This is a genomic window from Nonomuraea polychroma (assembly GCF_004011505.1).
In the GTDB taxonomy this organism is placed as follows: domain Bacteria; phylum Actinomycetota; class Actinomycetes; order Streptosporangiales; family Streptosporangiaceae; genus Nonomuraea; species Nonomuraea polychroma.
In genome coordinates this window covers 3,353,920-3,372,365 of sequence record NZ_SAUN01000001.1, presented here as the reverse complement: position 1 = coordinate 3,372,365, position 18,446 = coordinate 3,353,920, and the positions used below count along the sequence as shown (strand labels likewise).

Genomic DNA, 18,446 nt, shown 5'->3' with positions numbered 1-18,446 from the left:
CGATTCAGGGCGCCGGAGCAGCGGCCAGAGCCCCTCAGTCCTCGTAGGCCTCCAGCGGCGGGCAGGAGCACACCAGGTTGCGGTCCCCGTACGCCTGGTCGATGCGCCGCACCGGCACCCAGTACTTGCCGTCACGCAACGACGGCACCGGGTAGGCGGCCTCGGTCCGCGTGTACGGGTGCGTCCACTCGTCGGCGACGACGGACTCGGCCGTGTGCGGCGCGTTCCGCAGCGGGTTGTCGGTCTTGTCGTAGTCTCCCGACGCCACCTTGGCGATCTCCCCGCGGATCGCGATCATCGCGTCCACGAACCGGTCGAGCTCATCGAGGTCCTCGCTCTCGGTCGGCTCGATCATCAGCGTCCCGGCCACGGGGAACGACATGGTGGGCGCGTGGAAGCCGTAGTCGATGAGCCGCTTGGCCACATCGTCCACGGTGACGCCGGTCTCCTTGGTGATCTGCCGCAGGTCGATGATGCACTCGTGGGCGACCAGCCCGCCGCGCCCGGTGTACAGCACCGGGTAGTGGGGGGCCAGGCGCCGTGCGAGGTAGTTGGCCGACAGGATGGCCTGCTCGGTCGCCGCGGTGAGGCCGTCCGAGCCCATCATCCTGATGTACGCCCACGAGATCGGCAGGATCCCCGCCGACCCGTAGGGGGCCGCCGAGACGGGCCCGACAGGCGTGTCGTTGTGCAGCGGGTGCCCGGGCAGGTAGGGCGCCAGGTGGGCGCGCACCGCCACCGGGCCGACACCCGGGCCGCCGCCGCCGTGCGGGATGCAGAACGTCTTGTGCAGGTTGAGATGGGACACGTCGGCCCCGAACTCGCCCGGCTTGGCCAGCCCGACCAGCGCGTTCAGGTTGGCCCCGTCGACGTAGACCTGCCCGCCGGCCCCGTGCACCTTGGCGCACACCTCGGTGATGCTCTCCTCGTAGACGCCGTGCGTCGACGGGTACGTCACCATGATCGCGGCCAGGGCGTCCCGGTGCTTGTCGATCTTGGCGTCGAGGTCGGCCAGGTCCACGTTGCCGTCGGCGTCGCAGGCCACGACCACCACGCGCATCCCGGCCATGACGGCGCTGGCGGCGTTGGTGCCGTGCGCGGAGGACGGGATGAGGCACACGTCGCGCCCGATCTCCCCGTGGGCGCGGTGGTAGGCGCGGATGGCCAGCAGCCCGGCGAACTCGCCCTGCGAGCCGGCGTTCGGCTGGATCGACACCGCGTCGTAGCCGGTGATCTCGGCCAGCCAGCGCTCCAGCGTGCCGATCAGCTCCACGTACCCCCCGGCCTGGGCCTCCGGCGCGTACGGGTGCATCGCGGCGAACTCGGGCCAGGTGATCGGCTCCATCTCGGTGCTGGCGTTCAGCTTCATCGTGCAGGAGCCGAGCGGGATCATCGAGCGGTCCAGCGCGATGTCCTTGTCCTGCAGCTTGCGCAGGTAACGCAGCATCGCCGTCTCGGAGTGGTGGCTGTGGAAGACCGGGTGGGTCAGGTACGCCGACTCGCGCAGCAGCGCGGCGGGCAGCACGTCGCCCTCCAGCGCGACGTCGGAGGCGTCCACGCCGAACGCCGCCCATACCTTGGTCACCTCGGCGGCGCCGGTCTTCTCGTCGCAGGCGACCGAGACGTGGTCGGCGTCGGCCTGCCAGAGGTTGACGCCCCGCTCGGCGGCCGCGGCGACGACCTCGGCGGCCCGGCCGGGCACGCGGACCAGGACGGTGTCGAAGAACTCCCGGTGCACGACCTCCAGGCCGGCCGCGCGCAGCCCGTCGGCGAGGGCGACGGCGTGCCGGTGCACCCGGTGGGCGATGCGGCGCAGGCCCTCGGGGCCGTGGTAGACGGCGTACATACCGGCGATGACGGCGAGCAGCACCTGTGCGGTGCAGATGTTGCTGGTGGCCTTCTCGCGGCGGATGTGCTGCTCGCGGGTCTGCAGGGCCAGCCGGTAGGCGGGGTCGCCGTCGGCGTCCACGGACACGCCGACCAGGCGGCCGGGCATCTGCCGCTGCAGCCCCTCGCGTACCGACATGTAGGCGGCGTGCGGCCCGCCGAACCCGAACGGCACCCCGAAGCGCTGCGAGGAGCCGACCGCGATGTCGGCGCCCAGCTCGCCCGGCGCGGCCACGAGCGTGAGGGCCAGCAGGTCGGCGGCGGCCACGACGAGCGCGCCCGCCTCGTGCGCGGCGGCGGCCACGGCGCGGAAGTCGCGCAGCCGCCCGGACGCCCCCGGGTACTGCACGAGCACGCCGAAGCACTCGGGCAGCTCGCCGTCGAGCGGGTGCTCCACGAGCGTGATGCCGAGCGGCTCGGCTCGGGTGGCCAGGACCCGCTTGGTCTGCGGCAGCGCGTCGGTGTCGACGACGAACACGTTGCTCTTGGACTTGCCGGCGCGCCGGGCCAGCGTCATGGCCTCGGCGGCGGCCGTGGCCTCGTCGAGGAGGGAGGCGCCGGCCACGGGCAGGCCGGTGAGGTCGGAGACGACCGTCTGGAAGTTCAGCAGCGCCTCGAGGCGGCCCTGCGAGATCTCCGGCTGGTACGGCGTGTACGCGGTGTACCAGCCCGGGTTCTCCAGCAGGTTGCGGCGGATGACGGCAGGCGTGATCGTGTCGTGGTAGCCCAAGCCGATCATCGAGGTCAGCACCTGGTTGCGGCCGGCGAGGGCACGCAGCTCGGCGATCGCCTCGGTCTCGCTCGCGGCGGCGGGCAGCTTGAGCCGGTCCTTGGCCCTGATGGCCTCGGGGACGGCCACGGCCACCAGGTCGGACACCGACTCGAAGCCGACGGCCTCGAGCATGCGCTGCTGCTCGGCCTCCGACGGGCCGATGTGCCTGGACGAGAACGGCGGAGCTGACAGGTCGGTCATGGACAGTGCCTCCTGAGGCTATGGAGACCGGCGCCAGGGCGCGGGCGAGTGCCGGATCTCCCCACTCTGTCAGCGCGGCGTGACCGCGACCTGAGAGCTTCACCCCCGCGAGGGGGCTTGCACCGTCGGTGAGGCACGCCTGGCGGGCGCGCCTGCTTTCCAGAGTTGCCTCGCCCGAGCGGTACGGGGTGCCTGAGAGATTCCGGGGAGGGTTGCTCCTTCGGCGCCCTGGGACCCAGGGTCCCAGGGACTCTCCCGCACGGGGTCGTCAGCCTTGCTGTCCTAGATTACAACCCCTAGGTGTTACAAGGGCATTTCACCCTGTCCGCCGGGCGCGGCGGCGCCGGGCGAGCTCGTCAGCGGGGTGGTCGGCCGGGACGGTGTCCTCGACCGCCGCTCGTTCCCCCGGCAGCTCCGCGAGGGATCCCTCGACCTCACGCCAGACCCGGCCGAGCGCGATGCCGAACACGCCCTGGCCGCCCTGGAGCAGGTCGATCACCTCGTCGGCCGAGGTGCACTCGTAAACGCTGACGCCGTCGCTCATGAGCGTGATCTGGGCGAGGTCGGCGACCCCGCGATCGCGCAGATGCTGCACGGCCGTGCGGATCTGCTGCAGCGACACCCCGGTGTCGAGGAGCCGCTTGACGACTTTGAGCACCAGGATGTCGCGGAAGCTGTAGAGGCGCTGGGAGCCCGAGCCTTGCGCGGCCCTTATCGTGGGCTCTACCAGGCCCGTGCGCGCCCAGTAGTCGAGCTGCCTGTAGGTGATGCCGGCCGCCGCACAGGCCGTGGGCCCGCGGTATCCGATGTCGCCTGGCAACGCCGCCGGCTGCTCGTCGAAGAGCAGACCCTGCTCGCCGGCACGCTGCCGCGCGTTCTCGCGCCGCACCGGATCTTCCTGGCCGGCCGTCTTTCCCTCGCCGCTGCTGACCGCCACGCGGACCTCCGGCTTTCTCTCATCCCGTGGCCTGATCTGGGGGTTCGTAAAGGGCGGCCACGGGTTTCACTTGCACCGTAGGACCGTGACCATGCTCAGTCAACGATCCGGCTCGGCGCGTCGTGAAGCGTAAATGCACCGAAATACCTACCCCGCCCTGCCGAAGTCTTCGGGCGTGATCGTGTCAAGGAACTCCCTGAACTTCTCCACCTCGTCCTCTTGGTCGTCGGGGATGACCACACCGGCCTCCTGGACCACCTCCTCGCTGGCGAAGATGCGGGCTCCGGTGCGCAGCGCGAGCGCGATCGAGTCCGACGGCCGCGCGCTCACCTCCACGCCGTTGGAGAACACCAGGTCGGCGAAGAAGATCCCGTCACGCAGGGCGACGATGTTGACCGCCCGCAGGCCGACGCCCAGGGCGCTCAGCACGTCGCGGAAGAGGTCGTGGGTGAGCGGCCGCGGCGGAGGCTCCTCCGCCTGGGCCAGGGCGATGGCGGTCGCCTCGGTCATGCCAATCCATATAGGAAGGAACCGCTCCCCGTGTGCCTCCTTGAGCAAGACGATCGGCTGATTTGTGGGCATTTCAACTCTTACGCCCACGACCTCCATCTGCAACACGGGCTGCTCCGTATTCCTGACCGGTCACCCGGCACAGCTCTTTGCTCGACTTGGCTACTTCAATTCAACGTAACACCCGGCGGGCCTGGAATGTGCCGTCGGCTCCCTGCTCGCCTCGCTCTCAACGCCCCAGGATCGACCGTACGCCCGTGCGCACCAGGGATGCGTGCAGATCGAGCAGCAGGGCCGACAGCTCCCTGGCGGTCTCCTCCGCCTCGCCGATGGCCCCGGGGGCGCGCCGCTTGAGCACCGGAGCGACGGTCTGCTCGACCAAGCCGCACTCGCGCTCGGCCGCCGCCTTGACCGCGCGCAGGTGCCGGGCGTGCAGGCCGAAGCGGGCCAGGGCGCCGACGGTGCGCGCCACCTTGAGCGCCTCCTCGTCGTAACGCCTGGCCACCGGGGTGAGCAGGCCGTAGTCCTCGAGCTCGGTGAGCGTCTCCTCGTCGATCCCCGCGGACTCGATCAGCTCGGCGCGGCTGAGCTTGATCTCCTGGGTCTGCTGCACCGCACGGGGGCGGCCGAAGCTCTCGGCCATCCTGTCCTTGATCACCCGCAGCGGCAGGTAGTGGTCACGCTGCTCGGTGAGGATGAAACGCAGCTGCTCGACGTGCAGGTGCGTGAACTTGCGGTAGCCGGAGGGGCTGCGCTCGGGCTCGATCAGGCCTTCGCCCTCCAAGAATCTGATCTTGGAGATCGTGACATCGGGGAACTCGCCCTGCAGGAGCGCGAGCACCTCCCCGATGCTCATGTACGAGCGTGCCGCCTGTGAACTCATGAGCCCTCCGGCCTCATGGGTTCACGAGAAGCTGTGTTGATGGGTCGCTCGCTTCGCTCACTCATACGCCGGCGTTGCCCCGCATCAGGAAGACCAAGCGGAGTTTGCCGATCTGCACCTCGTCGCCGGAGTGCAGGGGAACCTCCTCGATCCGCTCCCTGTTGACGTAGGTGCCGTTGAGGCTGCCGACGTCGCGGACGGAGAACTGGCCGCCGCGGTGCCGGTAGAACTCGACGTGGCGGCGCGAGACCGTGATGTCGTCGAGGAAGATGTCGCTCTCCGGGTGACGCCCGGTCGTGGTGAGGTCCTTGTCCAGCCGGAAACGGCTCCCCTGATTGGGGCCCCTGGTCACCGTGAGCAACGCCGCGCCGGGCGGCAGCTGCTCGACGAGCGCCCGCTCGGCCAGGAGCATGTCGCCTGTCTCAGCCTCATACGCCTCGATTCCCGCGACGGAGATCGTCGATGTGGTGTCCCCGGAGACCTCGGGTCTGGTCAGCGGTGACCCACAGCGGGAACAGAAACGGGCATCCTCGGGGTTGGCGTGCCCGCACTGCGTGCAGTAGACGCTCGGCATCGATCGGCTCGGCCTCCTACCGCGAAGACGCGGCGACGGTGCTCGGGACGCGCCTCGCTTCGCTTTTTCAAGTTTGCGAATGCCGCAACATACGCTGATCAGCGGCAAAGGTCAACTCGGGGCGCTGGACGGTGGTGTGGACGCAGACAAAGTTACCGCCGCTTCCGCCCCGTGGTCCATGCCGCCGCGCGTTTCAACATTACGATCTTGCGGCGCCGTGCGCGCGCATCGGGGGCCAACTCTTTCACGTCACTTTCGGTGACAGGGTGACCGGCGCCGCTCAGGTGGCGGCCTGCTCCACGATGCGCGCCCAGCGTTCGAGCAGCGCCTGGGCGCCGTCCATGTCGGACGCCTCGGCCCACAGGTCGGTGAGGGGCTCGGTGGCGGCGGGCAGGATCAGCACCCAGCTCCCGTCGCCGTGGGTCACGCGCACCCCGTCGGTGGTGTCGAGGGGGTGGCCCTCGGCCTCGGCCTCGGCCGCCTCGATGACCGAGCGCATGACGGCGCCCTTGGCCGCCCAGGGCGTGGGCACGGCCCGCTTGAGCAGCTTGATCTCGGGGATCCTGGCGTCGATCTGGCTGAGCGACAGGCGGGTGCGGGCGACCAGGCCGAGCAGGCGCATGAACGCGGCCAGCCCGTCGATGGCGGGGGTGAACTCGGGCACGACGAATCCGCCGCGCCCGTCCGCCGCGAAGATCATGTCGGGTCCGGCGGCAGCCGAGGTGAGGGCGTCGAGCGCGGTGGAGGTCCACTGCACCTGCACGCCGTGGAAGCGGCAGACCTGCTCGGCGACCCGGGTCGTGGTGACCGGGAGCGCCACCTGGCCGCCCTGGCGCTCGGCGGCGACGAGGTCGAGCACGACGAGCAGGGCGCGTTCGTCGTTGATGAGCTGGCCCATCTCGTCCACCAGGGCGATGCGCTCGCCGACCGGGTCGAACCGCACGCCGAACGCCGCCCGGGAGGAGCTGACCAGCTCGGACAGGCGCTGCAGGTCGCGGCGGCGCTCGGCCAGCGTCTCGGTGGGCGAGACGTCGTCGAGGCGGGCGTTCACGGTCAGCACCTCCACCCCGAGCCGGCCGAGCAGCGAGGGCAGCACCAGCGACGAGGTGCCGCCGGCGCAGTCGACGACGACCTTCATGTCCCTGATGCCGTCCGTGCCGACGTGGCGCAGCAGCTCGCGGGTGTAGTCCTCGACCGCCCTGGCCGGGTAGGTGAGCTCGGCGATCTCACCGGGGAAGGCCCGGCGGAACTCCTGGCGGGAGAAGACCCGCTCCAGCTTGCGCTGCGCGGCCGGCGGCAGGTCGGCGCCGCGGCCGTCCATGATGACGATGTCGACGCTCTGCGGGTCGCCCGGCGTGGTACGCAGCGAGATGCCGCCCGCGGCCGACTCGCGCCCGGTGTGGAAGCGGGCCACCGGGAGCGGGGCCGCCTCCAGGTCGAGCACGTTGATGGCGCTGGCGGTGAGCGCGGCGTTGACGGCCCGCTTGAGCGCCCTGGCGGCCAGCGAGCAGTCGCGGGAGGTGACGACGTGCTCGCCCTTGTTCAGGGTGGTGGCGTACGCGCTGGCCAGGCGGACGCACAGCTCGGCGGTGATCTCGACGTTGACCAGGCCGCTCACGCCCCGGGGGCCGAACAGGTTGCGCTGGCCGCGCGACTCCCAGATGACGCTGGTGTTGACGACCGCGCCCGCTTCGATGATCTTGAACGGGTAGATCTTGACGCCGCTGGAGACGTACGCCTCGGCCTCGATGACGCATTCGTCGCCGATGATCGCGTTCTCCTCGATGCGGGCGCCTGCCATCACGTCGGTGCTCTTGCCGATCACGCAGCCGCGCAGGTGGGCGCCGGGGCCGAGGTAGACGTTGTCGTGGACGATCGCCCGGTGCAGGAACGCGCCCTCGCGCACGACGGCGTTGTTGCCGAGCACGGTGAACTCGCGCAGCTCGGCGCCCGCCTCGACCTTGGCGTAGTCGCCGATGAGCAGCGGGCCCTTGAGCACGGCGTCCGGGTCGACCGAGGCCGACTCGGCGACCCAGACGCCGGGCGAGAGCTCGAATCCGGCGATGTCCACGGCGACCTTGCCGGACAGGGCGTCGGCCTGGGCCTTGAGATAGCTGTCGTGGGTGCCGACGTCCTCCCAGTAACCGTCGGCCACGTACCCGTAGATGGGGGCGCCGCGCTCCAGCAGGGCGGGGAAGACGTCGGATGACCAGTCGACGGGTTCGCCGGCCGCCACGGCGTCGAGGATCTCGGGCTCCATGACGTAGACGCCGGTGTTGACGGTGTCGGAGAAGACCTGCCCCCAGGTGGGTTTCTCGAGGAAGCGCTGCACGCGGCCTTGTTCGTCGACGATGATGATGCCGAACTCGAGCGGGTTCGGCACGCGTTTTAGACCGATTGTCACTAGCGCCGCGTTTTCCCGATGAAATCGGACCATTTCCGTTAAATCGATATCCGTCAGGGCATCGCCGGAGATCACCAGGAATCGATCGTCACGGAGGCGGTCGGCGGCGTTCTTGACGCTGCCCGCGGTGCCGAGGGGCAGGTCCTCGGTGGCGTACTGGAGGCTCATGCCGAGCTCGCCGCCGTCGCCGAAATAGTTGCGCACCAGCGCCGCCAGGAACTGCACCGTCACCACGGTCTCGGTGACGCCGTGCCGCTTGAGCAGGCGCAGGACGTGCTCCATGATCGGGCGGTTGACCACAGGGAGCAGGGGTTTGGGCTGGTTGGCGGTCATCGGACGCAGCCGAGTGCCCTCCCCGCCCGCCATGACGACCGCCTTCACGATCACTCCTTTTTGGCCGACGTTACGAGCTGCCGCACCTGTACCGCATACAGCACTCCTGCCCACCAGTAGAGGCCTGTTCCCCAGAGCGCGAACGCCCATCCGACAATTCGGGCTACATCGGCATACCACCCAGTGTGGGAGGCAAGGAAGAGGAGAGGGAAGGCATACATGAGGTTGAACATGGCGGCCTTGCCCAGGAAATGCACCTGAAGTGCCCTATAGCCGTATTTCCGGAGTACGGGGAAGCAACTCGCGACGAAGAGTTCCCGGGCCACGATCACGGCGACCAGCCACCAGGGGATGACGTCGCGCAGCAGCAGCGCCAGGATCGTGGCGCCCACGTACAGCTTGTCGGCGGCCGGGTCGATGACCCGGCCGAGCCTGCTGATCTGGTTGAACGCGCGAGCGATCTTTCCGTCGAGCCAGTCGGTGAACCCGGCCACCGCCAGGACCCCGATGGCCCACCCGTCCGCCTTGGGCCCGAGAACCAGCCAGAGGAACACGGGCACGCCGAGGAGGCGCAAGAAGCTCAGCAGGTTGGGAACCGTCCAGATCCGGTCCTCGGCGGAAGTTTCGCTCACGAGGCAGACCCTACTGCGTGGAACTCCAACACAGCGGCCCCCACCTGTGACCTTCCAGCCGGCACGCCCCACCACCGCCCCCGTCCCGCGCCTTTCCCGCGCGGCCGGGTGCTCCTCCCTCGCCTCTGCGGGCCGGTGTCACAGCCCGCAGGACCGGTGCCACAGCCCGGAGCCGGACCGGCGCGCGGCGGAGGGGTCGAGTGCGGGGCGGAGGGGTCATGTGCGCAGGTACGCGTGGACGCGGCCCAGCTCCTCGAAGCCGAGCCGGGCGTAGAAGTCCTTCGGCCAGCTGAAGTCGTCGGCCACCAGGAAGATCAGCTCGGCTCCGGCCGCCTCCGCCAGGAGCGCGTTCATCAGGGTGCGCGCGTATCCCCGGCCTCGGTGCTCCTCGCCGGTGAAGACGTCCTCGATCTGGGCCACCGCGCCGTGCACGTAGAGGTCCGCCCGGGCGGCGATCTCACCGCCGGGGGCGCGGACGCCGCGGAAGGCCACCACGTCGGCGCCGCGCAGCCGGGTCTCCACGCGGCGGGCCAGCTGGTCGATCACCTGTTCGGACGCCTGGGGCAGACTGCGGCGCCAGTCGCGGCGCAGCACCGGCAGCAGGTCCTCCAGGCCGAGCTGCTCGGCAGCGGGCGGATCGGCCGGGATCTCGCCGCGGAAGGCCATGACCACGCTGGTCTCGTGGTGGTAGCCGGCGGCGGCGAACGCGTCGGCGAAGGCCCTGCCCAGGCGGTCGTCGTCCACGGTCACCAGCCGGTGGGCGCGGTCGGCGAGGGTCTCGTCGGCCGCTTGCAGCACTGCGTCGGGGGCCGGGGCGGGGCCGTCACCGGCGCCGACGATCAGCTTGTTGTCGTCGTAGGAGCCCGGGTAGCGGTCGTCGAGCACCGCGAAGCCGCCGGGGACAGGGATCTTCCGCGGCGCCCTGCGGCGGGCGAAGGCACGCATGAAGCCGACGGCGCGGGCCAGGTCGGCAGCCGCGCCGTGCCGCTGCAGCGCGGCGGCGTGGGCGAGCTCGTCCGTCACGCCGATCAGCTCGCTGGGCGGGCGTCCCGCACCGCTTTGACGAACGCCTTGATCAGGGCCGGGTCCTTGACGCCGGGCGAGGCCTCGACGCCGCTGGACACGTCGACCCCCCACGGCTCAGCGGCCGCGATCGCCTCCGTCACGTTGGCCGGGGTGAGGCCGCCGGCCAGCAGCCAGTGGCCGGACGGGCGGCCGCGGATGGCGGCCCAGTCCCACGGCAGGCCGGAGCCGGCGTGGGGGGCGTCGACGAGGAGCAGGTCCTCGTCGTAGGCGCCGCATCGCAGGTCGGCCTCGGCGTCGACGGCTCTGATCAGGACGGCGCCGAGGTCCTTGAGCGCGGTGAAGTCGCCGTGCGGGTGCCTGCCGTGAAGCTGGACGGCCCGCACTCCGGAGGTCAGCGCCGCCGCCCGCACCGTGCCGGGGTCCTCGCCGCGGAACACGCCGACGGTGAGCACGTGGCCGGGGACCAGCGCGGCCAGCTCGGCCGCGCGCTCGGGTGCGATCTGCCGGGGGCTGCGGGTCATGACGAACCCGACGGCGTCGGCGCCCGCCTCGACGGCGGCGGCCACGTGGCCCGGCTCGGTCAAGCCGCAGATCTTGACGTACACACGTGAAACCTTAGCGGCGGCGGGCGACTGCCGGTGACCACGCCCAGATCAGCACCGCGGCGACCAGGCCCACCAGCAGCACCCCGGTGGGCAGGTGCGCCGCCGGCCCCCAGGTGACGAGCTGGAGACCGCCGGCGACGATCAACACGACGCTCGCCAGGGCGGGCCGGCCGGCCCCGCGTCCCGGCCGCCGGACGAGTACGGCCAGCACGATCTGGACCAGCGCCACCAGATGCACGACCATGCCGGCCATGACGTGGATCTCGCTCATCGCGCCGGACTCGACGGCCTGACCGGCGAAGGAGGCCGCCACGAGCACCGCCGCCGCCTGGGCGGTCACCGTGATGCGCAGGCCGTAGAGCAGTCCCGCCGGGACCCGGCCCGTGGTGGCCGGCCGCGGCATGACAGTGGTGGCGTCCATGGTCGTGGAGTCCTTTCCGTGCCGGGCGGTAAAGGACACCATCGTGGCGGCGGGCGTCGCGGGCGTCGTCAGCCTGCGGGATGATCACCGGTCCATCCCGTGGGGGACCGCTCAGCCGAGGCCGCGGCGCATCGGGCGGAAGGAGGCGTCCACGAGGCCGGTGCGGTGGGCCACGACCGCCGCCTGGATGCGGTTGCGCAGCCCCAGCTTGTCCATGGCGGCGGCGATGTGGGTCTTGACCGTGGTGACGCCGACGTGCAGTTGCTCGGCGATCTCCGCGTTGGACAGGCCGGTGCCGACCAGGGCCAGCACCTCCAGCTCGCGGTCGGTCAGCCCGGCCGGCGGCGGCGTGGCCGCCTGCTCCTCGGCCGCCAGGAATCGTTCGACGACCCTGCGCAGCACCGACGGCGCGAGCAGCTGCTCGCCGGCCGCGGCCCGGCGCACGGCGTCCACCATGCGTTCGGGGTCGTCGTCCTTGACCAGGAAGCCGACCGCCCCGGCCCGCAGGGCGGCGTACACGTTGGCGTCCTCGGCGAACGTGGTCAGCACCACGATCCTGATCCCCGGGCGGGCGGCGAGCACCCGCTTGATCGCCTCCAGGCCGTCGACCCTGGGCATGCGCAGGTCCATGAGGATCACGTCGGGGAGGTGGCGCTCGGCCAGGCGGACCGCCTCGGCGCCGTCCTGGGCCTCGCCCACGACCTCCATGTCGCCCGCGGCCTGCAGCAGCATGCGCACGCCCGCGCGGACGAGCGCCTGGTCGTCGGCCACCAGCACGCGGATCACGCGGCGCTCCCCGACGGCAGACGCGCCGGCAGGCTGGCGGCCAGCAGCCAGCCGCCCTCGCCGTCGGGCCCGGCGGAGAGGGTGCCGCCCAGGGCGCGGACCCGCTCACGCATGCCGGCCAGACCGCGGCCGGAGGAGGGCAGGCGTTCGATGCTGGTGGGCGGGCGGCCGTTGTGGATCTCCACCGACAGCCCCTCCCCCTCCGGGGTCACGGTGACGCTGACCCGGGTGCCAGGCCCTGCGTGTTTGAGCACGTTGGTGAGTCCTTCCTGGACGATGCGGGCCGCTGAGGTGCGGGCGATGAGGGGGGCGTGGTCGGTGGCCGGGTCGAGATCGAGGTCGACCACGAGCCCGGCGGCGGCCATGCGCTCGGCCGACTCGCGTACCACGTCGGCGGGGTTGGCCAGCAGGTGCGGCTCTCGCTCGGGGCGGGCTTCCGCGCGCAGCAGGTCGAGCAGGTCGCGCAGGTCCTGCAGCACCTGGTGGCCGGTCTCGCGGATGTCGTTGAGCGCGTCGGCGACGGGGCCGTCGGGGGCGGTGTAGCGGGCGGCGCCGGCCCGCAGCACCATGGCGCCGACGTGGTGGGCGACGATGTCGTGCACGTCGCGGGCGATGCGCTCGCGTTCGGCGAGCTGGTCGGCCCGCACCTGCGCGACCGCCGCCCGGGCGGCCTCCTCGGCGCGCAGCCGCTCGGCGGCCGCGGCGGACTGCCGCATGCCGAGGTAGCGGCCGATCGCGATCGGCGTGGCGACCAGCGTCATGAGGACGCCGACGCGGAACGGGGTGATGTCGGTGTCGTCGCCGACGACGGCGATCGCGGTCAGCAGGCAGCCGGCGAAGTACGCCGCCACGGTCCACGGCCAGGAGGCCACCCGCATGGAGAACACGCCGATCGCGACGAGGGTGAGGATCACGCAGGTGTTGACGGCGTCGTTCAGGTAGGTGTCGGCGGACACCAGCAGCACGCCCTGCAGCAGGAAGACCAGCCCGGGGAAGCGCCTGGCGATGCCCAGCGACAGGCCGCCCACCACGGCCAGCAGGCCGACGACCCAGACGGGCTGCGTGCCGGAGTGCCAGGAGGTCCAGGTGCTGAGCACGGTGATCGCCACCCCGCCGGCCGCCAGCAGCGCGTCAGGGGTGACGTCACGCTCCTCCAGGCGGCCGGCCGAGCTGCGCAGGTACGCGCCCAGCACGGCGGGAAAGACGGGGAGCAGGACCGAGTACATCCACGCGTTGATGGTGAGCGCGATGCCGGGGTCGGCGATGTTGACCGCGGTCGCGCCGATCGCGGCGGCCACGGCCACCGCGGTGGCCCGCCAGCCGGAGCGGAACCCGGCCATGCCGAGCGCGACGCAGATGAGGATCTGGGCGGTGTTCGACGTGAACGACCCCAGCTGGTCGGTGACCACCAGGAGAACGGCCAGATAGAGGGTGACCGGCACCGGCCACCGCCGGACCAGTCCCATGGGCAGGCCCGCCAGGAGCGCCATCGGGATGTTCATCTCCGCGGGCAGATATCTCGTGTCACCCGCATGGGCCGTGGTCAACAGATCCAGGGCCACACCCGAAACCGCCAGCAGGACATCCAGCGGTACTCCACGCCAACGCATGGGCTCACGGTATCCGGCCGTGGTGCAGGGCCAATCCTCCCGGCGGAGGACTGCGCCTCCTCCTTCTGGCCGCATGGACCGTCCTCAGGGGGGAGCGCTCAGTCAGATCTTGGCCCTAGTTTTGTCCTATGTCTAACGGCACTGCACTCTTTCTCGGTCAGTTCCTGCGTTCCCCTGCCACGATCGGCGCGCTCGCGCCCAGTTCCCGCCGGCTGGCCTCCGCCGTGTGCGCGCCCATACCTGAGCGTGGCGAGCCGACCGTGGTGGAGCTGGGCCCCGGCACGGGGTCGTTCACCACGGAGATCCAGCAGCGGCTGGCCGGGCGTGGCCACCATCTGGCCGTGGAGCTGAACGCGCCGTTGGCGCGGCTGCTCGCCGAGCGTTTCCCTGGCGTTGACGTGGCGCATGCCGACGCGGCGCGGCTGGGCGAGCTGCTGCGGGAGCGGGGGTTGCGGCAGGCGGACGTGGTGGTGAGCGGGTTGCCGTGGGCGGCCTTCCCTGAAGACGTGCAGCGCGAGCTCCTGGGCGCGGTGACGGGGGCGATGTGCCCAGGGGCGGCGTTCACGACGTTCTCCTACGTGCACGCCGTCCCGCTCAATTCAGCGCGCCGATTCCGCGAGCTGCTGGCCGAGCGTTTCGAGGAGGTCGTACGAGGCAGCACGGTGTGGCGCAACACTCCCCCGGCATTCGTCTTCCACGCACGCCGGCCCAGAGCCTGACCGATTCTGCCGGGAAAGGTGGCACCCGCGGCGGAGGAGCTCCTGCTCAACTACCTCACAGCCCCGGGTGCTCGGTCCTGCCCGTGGTTCAGCCCGGCTTCCCCATCGCCTTGCGGATCACGTCCCGGGCCCGATCCATGATGGCGACGGGCGGGCCGACGAGCAGGTTCTTGGCCGCCGTCTCGACCCCTGGGTGCGGGTGCGTGGGCGCCATGGCCTCCGCTGCCTTCACACCGACGGCCATCGCCTGACGCTCCTTGTCGCCGGTGGCCTGCCTGAACCTGGGGAACTCCTCGTGTTCCTCGTGCTCGGCGTGGTCGACGACGGCCTTGCGCAACGTGGCGAGGTTGGTGGCGAACTGAGGATGGTCGACGCCGTCCTTCTCCATCTGCGTGAGCATGTCCTTGGCGGCGTTCTCCTCGGCGAGCCGTTCATCCACCACCTCCTCGCCGTGGTCGATCTTGCGGCGCGCGTACGGGTGGACGATCTCCTCCTCCGCTGTCTCGTGGACGGCCAGCAGCCGCACCAGGCGTTGGAAGGCCTCTGCTTTGTCCTCCGGGGCGGCGTTCTCGACCTCGTCGAACAGGCCCTTGATCTCCTCGTGCTGGCGTAGCAGCAGGTCGATCACATCGTTGTCCTTCATGAGCCTGCGCCTACCCCAGGCCCGGGGAAGCACACGCCCGCGCTCACCCGAACGACGGGGGCCGTTTCTCCCGCAGCGCGCGCACGCCCTCGGCCACGTCGGGACCGCTGAAGCCGAGGAACTCCATGGCCAGCGAGGCGTCGAAGGTGGGGCCGGCCAGCCGGAGCCAGTTGTTGAGCGAGTATTTGGTCAGCCTGATCGCCTCCTGGGAGCCGGCGGCGAGCCGGACGGCGATCTCCATGGCCTTGTCGTGGACCTGGTCGTCGTCCACGCACAGGCTGACCAGGCCCATCCGCTCGGCCTGCTCGCCCGTCACCGGCTCGCACAGCAGCAGGTGGTATTTGGCCTTGGCCAGCCCGCACAGCAGCGGCCAGACGATCGCGGCGTGGTCGCCCGCCGCGACGCCGAGCCTGGTGTGCCCGTCGATGATGCGCGCGGTGCGGCCGGCGACGGAGATGTCGGCCAGCAGCGCGACCGCGAGCCCGGCGCCCACGGCGGGACCCTGGATGGCGGAGACGACCGGTTTGGCGCAGTTGAGCACGTTGTAGACGATGTCGCGGGCCTCGGTGAACACCCGCAGCCTGGTGGCGTGGTCGCGCATCATCTCTTCGATCATGGACAGGTCGCCGCCGGCGGAGAACGCCTGGCCCTCTCCCCTGACCACGATCGCCCGCACGCTGTCGTCGCGGCCGGCGTCGCGCCAGATCTCGGCCAGCTCGCGGTGCCCGGTCATGTCGACGGCGTTGAGCCTGGCCGGCTCGCTGATCGTGATCCGCAGCACGCCGTCGGCCGGGACATCCGTCTTGAGCTTGGTGTAGGCGTCGTAGGTCACCACGACTCCCTGAGCCGCCGCGCCACGTAGTCGCGGGCCTCGCCCGCCTGGTCGAACAGGCCGGGCAGGGCGAAGAAGCCGTGCACGGCGCCGTCGAACCTACGTGCCTCGACGGGGACCCCCGCCTGGGTCAGCCGGTGCGCATAATGCTCGCCTTCGTCGCGGAGCACGTCGTATTCGGCGGTCACGACGGTCGCGGGCGCCAAGCCGGTGACGTCGGGCAGGAGCAGCGGGGACAGCCGCGGATCCGCGGGGTCCGCGGCCTCGGCGTATTGCCGGGCGAACCACGCCATCTCCTCGGCGTCGAGCCCGAACCCCTTGGCGAACTCCCGGTAGCTGGGTGTGTCCATGGCCACGTCGAGCACCGGATAGACGAGCGCCTGGTGCGCCAGCCGCAGCCCGGCGTCACGGGCCCGCCAGGCGGCGACGGCGGCGAGGTTGCCACCCGCGCTGTCGCCGATGACGGCCACGCTGCCGTTGCTCTGGTAGAAGGCGGGCCTGGCGAAGATGTCGCGCACCACGGTCCACGCGTCGTCGGCGGCGGCAGGGAAGGGATGCTCGGGAGCCAGCCGGTAGTCGACGGACACCACCACCGCGCCGGTGCGGATGGCCAGGTCGCGCCCGGCCGCGTCGTTGCGCTTGACGCTGCCGAAGACCCAGCCGCCGCCGTGGAAGTAGACCAGGATCGGCAGCAGGCCGTCGCCGGGGTCGGCCCGGTAGATGCGGATCGGCACGTCCTCGGCGCGCTCGTCGCGGACGAACGGCAGCTTCGTGAGCGGGCCGCGGTGGAGGGCCAGACCGTCCTGCGCGCGCAACTCCTGGATCGTGGACAGGTCGAGCGTGGCCAGGTCGGTGTTGAGGTCCGACGGGTAGAGGGCGACGTAGTCCCGCGCCTGGGGGTGCAGCGGCATGATCGCAGCCTAGCGGGCCGCCTCCATGAACGCATCGAAGAGCCGGTTGTCCCCGCCCCGCTCCGGGTGCCACTGCACGCCCACGCCGAACCTGTGTCCCTGCAGCTCGATGCCCTCGACGATCTGGTCCTCGGCCCAGGCGACGGCCAGCAGGCCGCTGCCGAGCCGCCGTACGGACTGGTGGTGCGGCGCGACGACCTCCACCTGGTCGCCGACCGCCTTGCCGAGCTTGCTGGAGACGCTGACCTGGATCGTGTGCGTGGCGCCCGGCTCGCCGTGCCGGTCGTGGTCGAGCATCTCGGGCAGCCACGGGATCAGCGTGCCGCCCTGCGCGACGTTGAGCACGTGCATGCCCCTGGCGATGGCCAGGATCGGGACGTCGGCGCGCACGGCCGCCCTGGCCAGGGCCAGCTCGAAGCGGTCGCGGTGGACCTGCGGCTCGGGGGCGCGCTCGTCCTGCTCCCCGTTGTAGGCGGCGGCCTCCACCTCGACGCCGCCGGCCAGCACCACCCCGTTGAGCCCGCGTACGTAGTCCTCGACGGCGTGCGGGCCGAGCGGCGGCAGCACCACGGGCGCGCCGCCCGCCCGCACGACCGCCTTGGCGTAGGAGGGTGGGGACAGCACGGCCTCCCGGACCCAGTCGCCCCAGCGGGCGGCCTCGAGGTAGGCGGTGATTCCGATCAGCGGTCGGGACATGCGATCTCCCGGGGCATGGGTGGAGTTCGTGCCGCCGCCAGCCCATCTGCGGCGACGGCCACTTGCCCCATCATGGCGCACACCCTTTCCGATATGTCACCTCTCCCCAAAGATCCCCACCTATCACTTGCCTCCCCCGCCACCGGACTCGTGGCCTTTCATCCGATTTCGCACCGAAAGGGCCGACGGGAGGACGCCTCGGCGAGCGTTGCGATCGGCGTCGACGGCCATGAGGTCAGCGGGAGGGGAGGCGGGAGGAGGTCTCGGTGATCAGCTGGGTGAGGATCGAGGCGGTGTCCGGGTGGGTGTCGAGCAGCTCGTCCAGGCGGGCCCGCCAGGCACCGGCCTCCTCGTACAGCGCGTCGTCCTCCGCCTGCAGGCGCATCCGGGTCTCGCACAGCTGCAACTGATACATGAGCCCGAGGTAGTGCCCGACCGTGTCGCTGAGCCACCAGTAGGCGTCCGTGTTGGCGGCGAAGACGAAGATCCGAGCGCCTTCCCAGGCCACCCGTCTGGGGTGGAGGACTGCCATGGCCGGATCGTACGCCCGCCCGGCGGTTTCCGGAACGTTTCCGGAACGTGTCGGTCGGCTCGGTCCAGGACGCGGAGGAGGCGCTGCTGGGCGCCTGGCACGGGCTGTCTGCTTCGAGGGCCGCAGTTCCCCACGTACGTGGCTCTGGCTTCGTGGCGGCGCTCCAGCACCTGCCCGTCACGCAGCGGGCGGTGCCGATCCTGCGCGAGGTGCCGGGCGGACGTGCCCGCCCTGCTGGAGCTGCTGACGCGGGACGCCAGGTTCACGATGCCGTCGTGAGCGTACGTGGCGGGCGCATCACGGAGATCGCCGGATTCCTGGACCCGGGCGTGTTCCGCTGTTTCGGCCTCCCCGCCGAACTGAACGAGTAACTGCGAATACGACTCGCATTCATATTGACTGTCCGAAAAACATTAACGCTGCGTGCGGAGAATCACGCCCCCGCTACGCAAAGTTCTACTTCGCAGCATATTGGGGTGAAACGGTTGTGGCGCGTCACAGGCGGTGTAACACTCGATTTCGAGCGCGCCGG

General features: G+C 71.1%; 19 protein-coding genes and 2 riboswitches. Of the genes, 2 read left to right on the top strand and 17 right to left on the bottom strand.

All coding sequences use genetic code 11. The annotated features are described in order from the left end of the window. Positions 1–34: 34 nt before the first annotated feature. The 12 genes from gcvP to EDD27_RS14975 all read right to left on the bottom strand — a co-directional run bounded on the left by gcvP (position 35) and on the right by EDD27_RS14975 (position 13,581). A complete protein-coding gene (gene gcvP, locus EDD27_RS15030; RefSeq protein ID WP_127932989.1) occupies positions 35–2,860 on the bottom strand; it encodes an aminomethyl-transferring glycine dehydrogenase in 2,826 nt (941 codons plus the stop codon). Positions 2,861–2,916: 56 nt separating this feature from the next. Continuing rightward, positions 2,917–3,029: riboswitch (glycine riboswitch) on the bottom strand. Continuing rightward, positions 3,030–3,128: riboswitch (glycine riboswitch) on the bottom strand. A gap of 48 nt (positions 3,129–3,176) precedes the next feature. Beyond that, on the bottom strand, positions 3,177–3,797 hold the full coding sequence (locus tag EDD27_RS15025; protein WP_127932988.1) for a MerR family transcriptional regulator: 621 nt from the start codon (positions 3,795–3,797) through the stop codon (positions 3,177–3,179). A 147-nt stretch (positions 3,798–3,944) separates the two neighbouring features. Next, positions 3,945–4,415 (bottom strand): bifunctional nuclease family protein, encoded by a 471-nt coding sequence (locus EDD27_RS15020; RefSeq protein WP_020539830.1) that lies wholly within the window; start codon positions 4,413–4,415, stop codon positions 3,945–3,947. A gap of 121 nt (positions 4,416–4,536) precedes the next feature. Next, positions 4,537–5,190, bottom strand: coding sequence for a transcriptional regulator FtsR (gene ftsR, locus EDD27_RS15015; protein ID WP_206641418.1), 654 nt, complete (start codon positions 5,188–5,190; stop codon positions 4,537–4,539). A gap of 61 nt (positions 5,191–5,251) precedes the next feature. Beyond that, on the bottom strand, positions 5,252–5,764 hold the full coding sequence (locus EDD27_RS15010; RefSeq protein ID WP_127932987.1) for an FHA domain-containing protein: 513 nt from the start codon (positions 5,762–5,764) through the stop codon (positions 5,252–5,254). A 280-nt stretch (positions 5,765–6,044) separates the two neighbouring features. Then, positions 6,045–8,549: a mannose-1-phosphate guanyltransferase gene (locus EDD27_RS15005; RefSeq protein WP_127932986.1), complete on the bottom strand. Its 2,505-nt coding sequence runs from the start codon at positions 8,547–8,549 to the stop codon at positions 6,045–6,047. 2 nt (positions 8,550–8,551) lie between these two features. Beyond that, positions 8,552–9,133: a cardiolipin synthase ClsA gene (gene clsA, locus EDD27_RS15000; protein WP_127932985.1), complete on the bottom strand. Its 582-nt coding sequence runs from the start codon at positions 9,131–9,133 to the stop codon at positions 8,552–8,554. 216 nt (positions 9,134–9,349) lie between these two features. Then, positions 9,350–10,156: a GNAT family N-acetyltransferase gene (locus EDD27_RS14995; RefSeq protein ID WP_206641417.1), complete on the bottom strand. Its 807-nt coding sequence runs from the start codon at positions 10,154–10,156 to the stop codon at positions 9,350–9,352. Between the two features lie 5 nt (positions 10,157–10,161). After that, positions 10,162–10,764 carry a phosphoribosylanthranilate isomerase gene (locus EDD27_RS14990; RefSeq protein ID WP_127932984.1) on the bottom strand — a complete coding sequence of 201 codons (603 nt, stop codon included), beginning with the start codon at positions 10,762–10,764 and terminating at the stop codon, positions 10,162–10,164. Between the two features lie 10 nt (positions 10,765–10,774). Further along, positions 10,775–11,185: a hypothetical protein gene (locus tag EDD27_RS14985; RefSeq protein WP_241564050.1), complete on the bottom strand. Its 411-nt coding sequence runs from the start codon at positions 11,183–11,185 to the stop codon at positions 10,775–10,777. 111 nt (positions 11,186–11,296) lie between these two features. Next, positions 11,297–11,971: a response regulator gene (locus EDD27_RS14980; RefSeq protein ID WP_127932983.1), complete on the bottom strand. Its 675-nt coding sequence runs from the start codon at positions 11,969–11,971 to the stop codon at positions 11,297–11,299. Then, on the bottom strand, positions 11,968–13,581 hold the full coding sequence (locus EDD27_RS14975; protein ID WP_241564049.1) for a sensor histidine kinase: 1,614 nt from the start codon (positions 13,579–13,581) through the stop codon (positions 11,968–11,970). Before EDD27_RS14975 ends, EDD27_RS14980 begins: the two co-directional genes overlap by 4 nt. Before the next feature lie 128 nt (positions 13,582–13,709). Here EDD27_RS14975 and EDD27_RS14970 point away from each other — a divergent pair, with 128 nt between their 5' ends. Further along, entirely contained in the window at positions 13,710–14,300 is a 591-nt protein-coding gene (locus EDD27_RS14970; protein ID WP_127932982.1) for a class I SAM-dependent methyltransferase, read from the top strand. A gap of 88 nt (positions 14,301–14,388) precedes the next feature. Here EDD27_RS14970 and EDD27_RS14965 read toward each other — a convergent pair whose 3' ends face one another. The 5 genes from EDD27_RS14965 to EDD27_RS14945 form a co-directional block, all read right to left on the bottom strand. Beyond that, on the bottom strand, positions 14,389–14,943 hold the full coding sequence (locus tag EDD27_RS14965; RefSeq protein ID WP_127932981.1) for a hemerythrin domain-containing protein: 555 nt from the start codon (positions 14,941–14,943) through the stop codon (positions 14,389–14,391). Positions 14,944–14,986: 43 nt separating this feature from the next. Further along, on the bottom strand, positions 14,987–15,775 hold the full coding sequence (locus tag EDD27_RS14960) for an enoyl-CoA hydratase/isomerase family protein (protein ID WP_127932980.1): 789 nt from the start codon (positions 15,773–15,775) through the stop codon (positions 14,987–14,989). After that, entirely contained in the window at positions 15,772–16,686 is a 915-nt protein-coding gene (locus EDD27_RS14955; RefSeq protein WP_127932979.1) for an alpha/beta hydrolase, read from the bottom strand. Before EDD27_RS14955 ends, EDD27_RS14960 begins: the two co-directional genes overlap by 4 nt. A gap of 9 nt (positions 16,687–16,695) precedes the next feature. Continuing rightward, a complete protein-coding gene (locus EDD27_RS14950; protein WP_127932978.1) occupies positions 16,696–17,382 on the bottom strand; it encodes a gamma-glutamyl-gamma-aminobutyrate hydrolase family protein in 687 nt (228 codons plus the stop codon). Between the two features lie 235 nt (positions 17,383–17,617). Then, the gene (locus EDD27_RS14945) at positions 17,618–17,914 is read right to left on the bottom strand and encodes a hypothetical protein (RefSeq protein ID WP_127932977.1); all 297 of its coding nucleotides are present in this window, start codon (positions 17,912–17,914) and stop codon (positions 17,618–17,620) included. A gap of 47 nt (positions 17,915–17,961) precedes the next feature. Between EDD27_RS14945 and EDD27_RS14940 the strand changes: the two genes are divergently transcribed. Further along, a complete protein-coding gene (locus tag EDD27_RS14940; RefSeq protein ID WP_127932976.1) occupies positions 17,962–18,285 on the top strand; it encodes a hypothetical protein in 324 nt (107 codons plus the stop codon). Positions 18,286–18,446: the final 161 nt, after the last annotated feature.

Bases quoted from the DNA above. Each gene is read 5' to 3' on its own strand.
- gcvP (WP_127932989.1), bottom strand. From the start codon at position 2,860: ATGACCGACCTGTCAGCTCCGCCGTTCTCGTCCAGGCACATCGGCCCG.
- ftsR (WP_206641418.1), bottom strand. From the start codon at position 5,190: ATGAGTTCACAGGCGGCACGCTCGTACATGAGCATCGGGGAGGTGCTC.
- EDD27_RS15010 (WP_127932987.1), bottom strand. From the start codon at position 5,764: ATGCCGAGCGTCTACTGCACGCAGTGCGGGCACGCCAACCCCGAGGAT.
- EDD27_RS14985 (WP_241564050.1), bottom strand. From the start codon at position 11,185: ATGGACGCCACCACTGTCATGCCGCGGCCGGCCACCACGGGCCGGGTC.
- EDD27_RS14975 (WP_241564049.1), bottom strand. From the start codon at position 13,581: ATGCGTTGGCGTGGAGTACCGCTGGATGTCCTGCTGGCGGTTTCGGGT.
- EDD27_RS14970 (WP_127932982.1), top strand. From the start codon at position 13,710: ATGTCTAACGGCACTGCACTCTTTCTCGGTCAGTTCCTGCGTTCCCCT.
- EDD27_RS14965 (WP_127932981.1), bottom strand. From the start codon at position 14,943: ATGAAGGACAACGATGTGATCGACCTGCTGCTACGCCAGCACGAGGAG.
- EDD27_RS14955 (WP_127932979.1), bottom strand. From the start codon at position 16,686: ATGCCGCTGCACCCCCAGGCGCGGGACTACGTCGCCCTCTACCCGTCG.
- EDD27_RS14950 (WP_127932978.1), bottom strand. From the start codon at position 17,382: ATGTCCCGACCGCTGATCGGAATCACCGCCTACCTCGAGGCCGCCCGC.
- EDD27_RS14945 (WP_127932977.1), bottom strand. From the start codon at position 17,914: ATGGCAGTCCTCCACCCCAGACGGGTGGCCTGGGAAGGCGCTCGGATC.